Origin of the sequence: Nonomuraea sp. NPDC005692, assembly GCF_040631115.1 — a bacterium.
Lineage (GTDB): Bacteria > Actinomycetota > Actinomycetes > Streptosporangiales > Streptosporangiaceae > Nonomuraea.
Genome location: NZ_JBEXYU010000058.1, coordinates 33,093 through 42,685, shown reverse-complemented (window position 1 = coordinate 42,685; position 9,593 = coordinate 33,093). Strand labels below are relative to the sequence as shown.

Annotated in this window: 9 protein-coding genes and 1 pseudogene; 1 reads left to right on the top strand and 9 read right to left on the bottom strand. The window is 73.4% G+C overall.

Features of this window, described 5'->3' with window-relative positions:
* The 8 genes and pseudogenes from ABZ459_RS51470 to ABZ459_RS51435 form a co-directional block, all read right to left on the bottom strand.
* Positions 1-795 (bottom strand): annotated as a pseudogene (locus ABZ459_RS51470) (cytochrome P450); the annotation flags it as partial.
* 1 nt (position 796) lies between these two features.
* Positions 797-997: a ferredoxin gene (locus ABZ459_RS51465; RefSeq protein WP_357988509.1), complete on the bottom strand. Its 201-nt coding sequence runs from the start codon at positions 995-997 to the stop codon at positions 797-799.
* Positions 994-1,602 carry a helix-turn-helix domain-containing protein gene (locus tag ABZ459_RS51460; protein WP_357988506.1) on the bottom strand — a complete coding sequence of 203 codons (609 nt, stop codon included), beginning with the start codon at positions 1,600-1,602 and terminating at the stop codon, positions 994-996. The genes ABZ459_RS51465 and ABZ459_RS51460 overlap by 4 nt, the downstream gene beginning before the upstream one ends.
* Positions 1,603-1,647: 45 nt before the next feature.
* On the bottom strand, positions 1,648-2,034 hold the full coding sequence (locus ABZ459_RS51455; protein ID WP_357988502.1) for a FixH family protein: 387 nt from the start codon (positions 2,032-2,034) through the stop codon (positions 1,648-1,650).
* Entirely contained in the window at positions 2,031-3,311 is a 1,281-nt protein-coding gene (locus ABZ459_RS51450; RefSeq protein WP_357988499.1) for a hypothetical protein, read from the bottom strand. The genes ABZ459_RS51455 and ABZ459_RS51450 overlap by 4 nt, the downstream gene beginning before the upstream one ends.
* Complete coding sequence (locus ABZ459_RS51445; RefSeq protein ID WP_357988496.1) at positions 3,308-4,390, bottom strand: hypothetical protein; 1,083 nt, start codon at positions 4,388-4,390, stop codon at positions 3,308-3,310. Before ABZ459_RS51445 ends, ABZ459_RS51450 begins: the two co-directional genes overlap by 4 nt.
* A 149-nt stretch (positions 4,391-4,539) precedes the next feature.
* Positions 4,540-5,580, bottom strand: a complete 1,041-nt coding sequence (locus ABZ459_RS51440) for a methyltransferase (RefSeq protein ID WP_357988493.1) — start codon at positions 5,578-5,580, stop codon at positions 4,540-4,542.
* Positions 5,577-6,590: an ABC transporter substrate-binding protein gene (locus ABZ459_RS51435; RefSeq protein ID WP_357988490.1), complete on the bottom strand. Its 1,014-nt coding sequence runs from the start codon at positions 6,588-6,590 to the stop codon at positions 5,577-5,579. The genes ABZ459_RS51440 and ABZ459_RS51435 overlap by 4 nt, the downstream gene beginning before the upstream one ends.
* A 393-nt stretch (positions 6,591-6,983) precedes the next feature.
* On the opposite strand from ABZ459_RS51435, the gene ABZ459_RS51430 reads away from it, so the two are divergent.
* Positions 6,984-7,526: a GtrA family protein gene (locus ABZ459_RS51430; protein ID WP_357988487.1), complete on the top strand. Its 543-nt coding sequence runs from the start codon at positions 6,984-6,986 to the stop codon at positions 7,524-7,526.
* A 24-nt stretch (positions 7,527-7,550) separates the two neighbouring features.
* Here ABZ459_RS51430 and ABZ459_RS51425 read toward each other — a convergent pair whose 3' ends face one another.
* Complete coding sequence (locus tag ABZ459_RS51425) at positions 7,551-9,413, bottom strand: ABC transporter ATP-binding protein (protein ID WP_357988484.1); 1,863 nt, start codon at positions 9,411-9,413, stop codon at positions 7,551-7,553.
* Positions 9,414-9,593 lie beyond the last annotated feature (180 nt).

Genomic DNA, 9,593 nt, shown 5'->3' with positions numbered 1-9,593 from the left:
ACCGGCGATGAGCAGCAGCGCGATCGTGCCCGCCACGTGCCCGGCCTCCAGCTTGTGGCCGTACAGCTCGGCCTCGACCAGGTACGTCGTGAGGTCGTCGCGCGGATGGGCCACGTGGTCGCGGATCTGGTCCAGCAGGTAGTCGAAGAGCCGTCCCATGTTGGCGGTCCGCTGCTCGGGCGGCAGGTTGACGCCTTCGAGGGCGTTCTCGATGAACTCGCGGAAGCGCGGGCCGTCCTCGGGCGGGAAGCCCAGCATGTCGGCGATCACCCGCATCGGGATGTGCTGGGCGTAGTCGCGGGCGGCGTCCACGACGTCCTGGCCCTCCAGGCCGTCGATCAGCTCGTGGCAGAGCGCCCGCGTCGACGCCTCCCGCCTGGCGACCGCCGTCTTGGTGAACGCGGGCAGCAGCAGCTTGCGCGCGTCGTGATGGAAGGGCGGGTCGGACGAGATCGGCGGCGTGCCGCCCACCGGCGCGCTCTCCAGCGGCGGCCGGAAGTTGCTCATGATGATCGAGCGTGAGGAGAACCGCTCGGTGTCGTAGGCGACGGCCGCGACGTCCTCGTAGCGGGTGGGCAGCCAGCCGCCGCCGAACCGGTCGGTGTGCGCGATCGGGCAGCGCCGCCGCAGGTCGTCCTGGATGGGGTACGGGTCGGCGGCCCACTCCGGCTCCAGGTGGGAGAAGTCGGTGGCCCAGTCCGAGACCGGGCCGGTGACGATCTCGCTGCGGGTGCCGATCTCCTCGTCGTCGCCGGGCTCGCCGAAGCCCTTGACGAAGCGCTCGTCCACGCTCATGTCACGCCTCCCCGAGCAGGTCGATCGCCCGCTCCGGGCAGTTGGAGACGGCCAGCCGCGCCGTGCGCTCCTGGCCGGGCGGCACCTGGCCGTCGCGCAGGACCGTTCCGTAACCTTCGTCGTCCTCGCCGAACAGGTCGGGGGCGAGGTCGTAGCAGCGGCCATGTCCCTGGCAGCGCTCGGGGTCGATCTGTACTCTCACGGCGTTCCTTCGTGCGGTGGGGCGGGGGAGAGGGCGGCGACGACGCGGATGAGCAGCCTGGCCCACTCCTCCTCGTCCACCTGGTGGGGGTCCGGGGCGATGAGCGCGCTGCCCATCGCGAGCAGGAGGCAGAAATGAGCGATCGCCTCCGGTGACAGCGCCTGGTCCAGCTCGCCGCCGTCCTGGCCGGCGCGGACCAGGCCGGCCAGCCAGCGGGCGCGCTCGCCGACGTAGTCGCGCATGGGGAGGGCCACGTCCTCGTCGCGGCGGGCGGCGACCAGCGCCTCGACGATGAGGTCGCCGCCGGCGTCCAGGGGGCGGGGGAGCCGGCGGCCGGCGGCGACGAGCAGGTCGGCGACCGGCCGATCGGGGTCGTCGGCGAACAGGCCGGCCAGCAACTGCCGCCCGTGCGCGCCCAGCGCGGCCACGAGCAGGCCGGCCTTGGAGCCGAAGTGGGCGTACAGGGCGCCGTTGCTCACCCCCGCCGCGGCGGCGATGTCGGCGACACGGGTGCCGTCGTAGCCGCGCCTGGCGAAGACGTCCGCGGCGGCGCGCAGCAGGCGTTCCCGCGTCTCGGCGGCGGTGACGCCGGCGATACGTCCCATGGACGAATTAAAAGATCGTTCATTTCATACGTCAAGAGCAGCCCCCTATCCCGTGATCGGCGCCTTCACCACCAGCACCTCCTCTCCCGCCGCGCCGCTCAGCCGGACCGACAGCTCCCACACCCCGGCCATCGGGAACAACTCGCCCTCGGCCACGTAACGGCCCGCCTGGCGCGGATCGGCGGTGATCTCCGGGGTGGCGTGGCCCATGCCGGGCATCACCGTCGACAGCGCCACCGTGTGCGGGTCGCCGGCGGTCACCCGCACCTCGGCCGTGACGCGGCCCGTCGTCGGCCTCGGGATCAGGACCGTGACGGCGTACCGTTCGCCGGTGCTGGTGAGGGTGAGCGGGCCGGGCGCCGAGCCGCGCACGTACAGGAACACCGCCAGGGCCGCCGCGAGCAGGGCGGCGACGGCCAGGATCCGCCTCATCCGAGAGCCTCCGCGACCTCGACGGTGAAGGGGACGGTGACGATCCGGTCGCCGGCCGCGTACTGCGCCCAGGCCAGGTAGCGGCCCGGCGCCGGGAAGCTGAACGTGAAGCGCAGCCGCGGCGCGGGCGCGCCCATCTCGTGCACGTGGCCGAGGAACGCGCCGTCCTGGCTGCGCACGATCAGATGCCCCGACATGCCCAGCCACTGCCGCGGCGTGACGTCGAGACCCACCTCGATCGCCGCCGGACGCCCCGCGACCGGCACGGACGGCCGCACCACCGGCGTGCCCCCCGCCGCCGCGGGCGGTACGGGCGGCGGGGCGGCCACCGCGTGCCCGGCGACCCGGAACTCGCCGTCGAGCAACTGGCCGCCGGAGTCCTCGCGCTCCAGCTCCGCGTAGGCCAGGAACCGGCCCGGCCGGTCGGCGCGCAGCCGGACCTCCAGCCGTCCCGGCGCGGTGCGCAGCGGGTGCAGGTGCCGGAAGTAGGCGCCGTCCTCGCTGGTGACCACCAGGTGGGCGAGCGCCTCGTGGTGCAGGACGAGGTCGTCCACCGGATGCCCGGTCGAGCCGTCGGTCAGGTCGAGGCGCAGCGTGAACTCCTCGCCGGCCGCCGGACGGGCCGGGACGGTCGTCACCCGTCCCCGCGCGAAGGGCCGTCCGAGGGCCGGCGCGCTCACCGCCGGCGCGGCGCCGTCCGGCGGCGGAGGCGGGAGGGAAGGCTCGAACACCACGACCATCGCGGCCACCGTCACCGCGGCCGCCGCGCCCCCGGCCAGCAGCATCGCCGGGGTCCTGCGCGACAGGGCCCCGGTGAGCAGGCCGCCCACCAGCAGCAGCCCGGCGACCAGCAGGCCGCCGTAGATCAGGAACTCGCCGGCGGAGCCGCGGTCCACCAGGACGCGGAACGGCAGCACGGCGACCTCGCCCCCCGCCGTCAGCCTGAGCTCGTGCGGCCCGGTGCGCTCGACCGTGAGCTTGACGTACCGGGGGGTGGCGGACGGCTGCGCGGTGGCCGTCGCCTTGTGGCCGTCCTCGACCGAGCGCACCTCCAGGCCGATCGGCGGCCCGGTCGCCGGCTCGTAGGCGATCACACCGATCAGCAGCGGCCCCGGCACCCGCGAGGTGCCCTTGATCACGACCGTGAGCTCGGCGCCGGCGATGGTCTGGGCGAAGCGCAGGTCCGCACCGGCCGTGACGTTGTGGGCCGCGGCCGGGGCGGCGCCCGCGAGCAGGAGTACGGCGACGAGACAGAGAACCCGGAGCGGCCGGATCATGCCCGTCCGGCGTCGGCCGCGTCCGCGGGGAGCGCGTTCGGCAGGAACAGCGCCCCGAGCGCCAGGCCGATCAGCCCGGCCACCACCGGCGCGCCGGTCCACAGCTCAGGCACCGTGGGCAGGCCGCCCCCGGCCGCCGAGGCGACCCCGATGTAGAGCGACCAGGTGACGAAGGCCGACAGCCCGGCGAACGCCCAGTAGGCGCCCCGCCGCGCGCCGGACGGACGCAGCAGGCGGATCAGCACGTCGCTCGCCAGGCCCGCGGCGACGAACGTGAGCAGGGTCGGCGCGTTCTCGAACGCCGTCTGCGCACCCGGCATCAGGACGGCGATCGTGTACATGACGGTCACCGCGCCGAACGGCAGGTTCCACCGCCGGGCCACCAGCAGCACCGGGGCGAGCAGCACGACGTTGCTGATGACCATGGAGGTGGCCAGATGCCCGGCGCCGGGCCCGTCCGCGTTGGAGAACGCCTCGACGACGTGCGCGGACCGGTACTGCAGGGCGTCGCCGTACGACAGGAACAGCGACACCAGCGTGGCCGCGAACGCGAGCCCGGCCAGCGCCGGGAACAGCCGCCAGAGGGAGGGCCGGACGCCCACGTCGGGGGCGTTCCAGGCCGAGCGCAGCGGCGTGGTGATGATGAGCAGCATGGTCACGATCAGCCCCAGGTGCGACGGGCTGAACAGGATGTCGACGCTCGTCTCGATGCCGAGCACGGTGTGCCAGGTCATGTCGGCCAGCCCGAAGAGCGCGAACGCCGGGATGGCGACCAGCCCGGCCAGATAACCCTGGGGAACGGCCGCGACTCCCTGCCGGCCGAGCCGCACGTTGCGGAACACCTGCCAGATGATCCAGCCGGACACCGCCGCGAACCCGGAGTAGAACGCCGCGTGCCACGGCGTGAAGAACGTCTCCAGGTCGCTGCGATTGGTGTGCGCCCAGGCGTCGATCATCAGTCCGACGCCGAACCAGACCCCCAGCAGCGCCGTGACGAGATCCGCCCGGAGCGGGACCCATCCGCGCGGCTCCCCAGAGTCCGCAAGTAATCGCCGTACGCCCGCGTTGGCCTCTGCCACTTCGCGTCTCCCTTCTTCCATGATCGGATACTTCCAGAAGCCGCGAAGTGGCGGAAAGCCCAAGATCACCATCGCCGAGCGGCCACGGGCCACCGCCCGTGGCCGCCAGTCTCGCCGACGGCCGCCGGATGTGCGCGACGGCCGGGGCCTCACGCGGAAGCCGGGCGCTGCCCGGCCACCACCAGGTGCAGCCCGTGGGGGAGCGGCTCGGTGCGGGCGACGTGCAGCCCCGCGGCCCCCAGCAGGCTCTCGACCTCGGTCAGCGTGCGTTCCTGGCCGCCGCTGAACAGCGTGAGCATCTTCATGTCCAGCGCGACCGCCGACGTGGGCGAGCGGTGCGGGTCGTCGTCGAGGACGGCGTCCACGATCCACAGCTCGGCGCGGCCGTCCATCAGGGCCGCGAGCCGCGCCAGCAGCTTGGCGGCCTGCTCGTCGGGATAGTTGTGCAGGATGTTGCCCAGCAGGTACAGGCCAGCCCGGGGCAGCGGGTCGGTGAACATGTCGCCCTCGGCCACCGTGATGCCCGCCCGCCCGTCCAGGTGGCGGCGGGCCTGGGCGGCCACCTCGGGCAGCTCGAACAGCACGCCGCGCAGCCGCGGGTGGGCCGCCAGGATCGTGGCCAGGACGATGCCGGTGCCGCCGCCGATGTCGGCGACCGTGTCCACGCCGGTCACGTCCTGCTCGGCGAGCGCGCGGGCCACGGTGACGCTGCGGGTGGCCATGAACTCGTTGAACAGGGCGCCGGCCGCGGGCCGGGCGCTCAGCCAGGCGTAGGGGGAGTCCACCTGGTGCAGCTCCAGTGCGGCGGGCTCGCCCCTGGTGATCGTCCGGTGCAGCAGGTCGGCCGAGTCGCGCCACAGCTCCTCGCCCCACATCAGCGCGGCGGGGGCCAGCGAGTCGTCCCGGCCGCTGGTGAGCAGGTCGCCCTCGCCGGTGAGCAGGTAGCGGCCGCGGGCGTCCCGCTCGACCAGCCGCAGGTGCTCCAGCGCCCGCAGCAGGCGGCCCAGCAGCAGCTCGTCCGGACGGCCGGTGCCGCCCGCGGAGATCTCGTCGGCCAGCTCGTGCACGGCGCACGGCCCGGCGGCCAGCAGGTCGAAGACCGACAGCCGCAGGGCGGCGCGGACGGCGGCGTACAGGATGAAGTCGTCGATCAGGCGCAGCACCCGCGCCCGCTCCGGCGTCTCGCTCATGGGTTCCCCTTCCCCGACTCCCAGGCCGGCCGGACGATCATGCTCTCGGCCCGCAGCGGCGCGGGCAGGTAACCGAACCTCACCATGGTGTCCACCACCGACTGCAGCCCCTCGGGCTCCAGCGCGGCGGGGAACGTGCCGAGCGTGATCGTCGGCAGCACCTCACGCGGGATCTTCGTGTACGTGCCCAGCACCCCGGTGACCAGCCTCCGGTCCCGCGCGTCGAGCTGGGCGTGCGCCATGGCCCGCTGGAACCCGGCGACGGCCCGGGGATGCGCGGCGGCGTACGAGGCGGTCGTGGCCCACCCCGCGATCGGCCACCCGGCGGGCACGTTCGCCATGGCGTCGCCCAGCGACCGGCCGCCCTGCCGGCGGTAGGCGGTGATGAACGGCTCGGTCATCCAGGCCACGTCCACCGCGTGCGCGGCCAGCGCGGCCGGCATGTCGGGCAGGGGGATCTCCTTGAACGCGACGTCGTCCGCGGACACACCGGCCGCGGCGAGCACGGTCTCGGCGCTCAGCGTGCCGACCGAGCGCAGCGTGGCCACCGCGACGCTCTTCTTCGCGCCGCCGGAGCGCCGCAGGTCGCGCGGGCTGCTGATCGGGCTGCCGGGCGCCACGAAGAGCTGGAACGCGCCCGGCGCGGCGTGGTAGGCGTCGGCGACCAGCTTCAGCCGCCCCGGCTCGCGCCGCTGGTACAGGAACGCCGTCACGTAGTTGACCAGCCCGAACTCCAGGGCGCCGCCCTTCATCCGGTCGATCGCCGGGCCGCCGCCCTGCACGGTCACCGGCTCGGCCGACAACCCCTCGGCCGCGAAGTAGCCGCGGTCGCGGGCGAGGTAGACCAGCGCGCTGTCGGGGATCGGGATGACACCGATCCTGATCTTCTCCGGCGGCGCGCCCGATCCGGTCGCCCGCGGGCCGCCGGGCGCGGCCCCGCCGCAGGCCGCGACCAGGGCGGCGAGCAGGGCGGCGAGCAGGAACAGCAGTAGGGGACGTAATCGTCTCACGGTTCTCCCTTCGAGGTCCGCCGCCGGCCCTCGCTCCCGCTGGCGGCCTGAACACAGGTCGGAACCAACGTCCTTGAGTGCACCATCGGGAGGCCCGCCTTGCAACGCCCGGTCAGAACGGGATGGCCGCCGTGTCAGAAGCGCGCCCGGCTGTTGACCCCGGGTCCCGGCCCGGAAGACCGTCCGGGAGAAATATTCGCTTCCCTCGATGCCGCAGCTCACCGAGCCGGGCAACATGCCGCCGCCGTACGGGCAGGACGGGCTGGTGCCGGCCGACACCACCCTGCGGCAGACCGTCCGCGTCTTCCGCGGTCCGGACGGATGAGAAGATCGAGAGTGCTCCGAATCGCAGAAGCAGTACTCGCGAGATTACCGGCGCCGCTGCAGGCGCTCGTGCTGAGGCACCGTGAACTGCTGAAGTTCGCGGTGGTCGGCGGAGCGACGTTCGTGGTGGACAACGCGGTGTTCTACGGGCTGAAGCTGACCGTCCTGGAACCGAAGCCGGTGACCGCGAAGATCATCGCGGTGCTCGTGGCGACGATCGTGTCCTACGTGCTCAACCGCGAGTGGTCGTTCCGGCTCAGGGGCGGTCGCGAGCGCCGTCATGAGGCGGGGCTGTTCTTCCTGGTCAGCGGCATCGGTCTGGTGCTCAGCTCGGCGCCGCTGTGGATCTCCCGGTACGTGTTCCGCCTGGAGGTCCCCGACGTGAGCGTGGCGGCCCAGGAGATCGCCGACTTCGTGAGCGCGCAGCTGGTCGGCACGCTGATCGCCATGGTGTTCCGCTTCTGGGCGCTGCGGAAGTGGGTCTTCCCCAACGAGAAGACCCACCCCGTCGGCGTGCGGCCGGCTGCCGTCCCCCGGTACCACGGACGCCGCACCCTGCCGGTGGCCAAGCGCAAGCCCCGCAGGTCCGGCGTCCGGCAGGGTCAGCGGTAGGGGAAGGCGCAGCGGTAGGAAGGGTCAGCGGTAGGCGGCGGCCTGGAGGGTGTAGAGGTCGGCGTAGAGGCCGTTGAGCGCCATGAGCGCCTGATGGTCGCCCTGCTCGGTGACCTTGCCGTGGTCGAGGACGTAGATCCGGTCGGCGTAACGCACGCTGGCCAGGCGGTGGGTGATGAGCAGGACGGTGCGGCCCTCGGAGTGGTCGCGGATGCGCTCGAACAGGGCGTGCTCGGCGCGGGCGTCGAGTGCCGCCGTGGGCTCGTCGCAGATGAGCAAATCGGCGTCGCGGTGGAAGCCCCGGGCCACCGCGATGCGCTGCCACTGGCCGCCGGACAGCTCGCAGCCGTCCTTGAAGCGGCGGTCGAGCAGCGTGCGGTAGCCGTGGGGCAGGCCCGCGACCACCTCGTCGGCGCCGGCGACCGAGGCGGCCGCGACCAGGGCGGGCTCGCCCTTGTCGGTGCCCATGGTGATGTTGTAGCGGGCGGTGAGCGGCCAGCGGGTGTGGTCCTGGGCGATGACGGCCGTGCGCAGGCGCAGGTCGTCGGGGGGCACGTCGGCCAGGTCGACGTCGTCCCAGGAGACGGTGCCGGTGTCGGGCTCGTACAGGCCGGACAGGATCTTGGCCAGGGTGGTCTTGCCGGAGCCGTTCTCGCCCACGAACGCGATGACCTCGCCGCGCTTGATCTCGACCGTCACCCCGCGCAGCGCCGGCTGGTCGGCGCCCGGGTAGGTGAACGTCACGTCGTCGGCCACGATGCGCTCGAACCCCTCGGGCACGGCCGCGGAGCGGGAAGAGGGCACGCGGCGCTCGGCGTCGGCGCAGAACTGGAGGAAGTCGGTGAAGTAGAGGCCGTCCTCGTAGAGGCGGTTGGTGGCGTACAGGAGGTTGGCCAGCGAGGACTGGCCGGTCCTGATGGCCAGCACCGCGGTGCCCGCGACGGCGAGCGGGATCGCCGCCACGGCCAGCAGCACGCCCAGCGCGACGTAGACCAGCGCGGTGCCGAGGCCGCCCAGGGCCTCGCCGACCAGGCCGGCCAGGGTCTGGCGCCTGGCCAGGGTGAGCAGCACCTCCTGCTCGGCCCTGGCGACGGCGTCGTACATGCGCAGCAGGAAGCCGCGCATGGTGAACGAGCGCACCTCGGCCGCGGGCTCGCGGTCGGCCAGCAGCTCGGCGATGATCCACTTGCGCCGGCGGGCGGGGATGAGCGAGTACATCGTCGAGTAGCGCATACGGGCGCCGCGCACGGTGGCCCACGCGTCGGGCAGCACGGCCAGCAGCAGCAGCGGCAGCAGCACCGGGTGGAGCACGCCCAGCACGCCGGCCGCCGCCGCGATGCCGACGGTCGCGGTGACGACGTTGATGGCCGAGCTGACCACCGCGCTCGCCACGCTGACGCCGCGGATGTTGGCGCGTTCGAGGCTGTCGTGGAACTCCGGGTCGTCGTAGGCGACCAGCTCCACCTGGCTGGTCAGGCCGTAGAGGCGTTCCTCGGTGTGGCGGGAGATCTGCGGGGTCAGGCGTGACTGCGCCCAGCCCGCGCCGGCCTGCACCACCGTGCGCAGCACGGCGGCCGCGCCGACCAGGGCGAGGCTGGGCAGCGCGGCGAGCACGCGGTCGGGGGTCGGGCCCTCGCTGAACAGGGCGCTCAGCACGCCGGTGGTGGCCAGCAGGCCGAAGGCGGTGAAGACGCCGCCGAGGAGGTTGAGCGCGATGGTGGCCACGGTGTCGCGGGGGCCGGCCCGCCAGGACATGCGCATCGCCTGGGTCACGAGCGAGGGCAGGCGCCTGGCGATGGTCAGGAAGCCGACCTCGGCCATCTTGTCGTTGTGGGCGTACCAGTCGGAGACGGTGATCTCACCGAGTTCCAGAGGCTCATCGGGCATGCGCTGAGTGTGCGGACGGGCACCGACGGTTCCCGCCGCTTCGCGCGGCCGGGTGACAGGACGGTGGCCCGTGCGCCACCCGCCTGTCCACGGCCCGCCAGGCAAAGACGCACGGGCGGCGGCGTGTCCCGGTCGCCCCGGCGGGCGCGGGCACAATTTCATGTCCCCCGGTCACTCCAC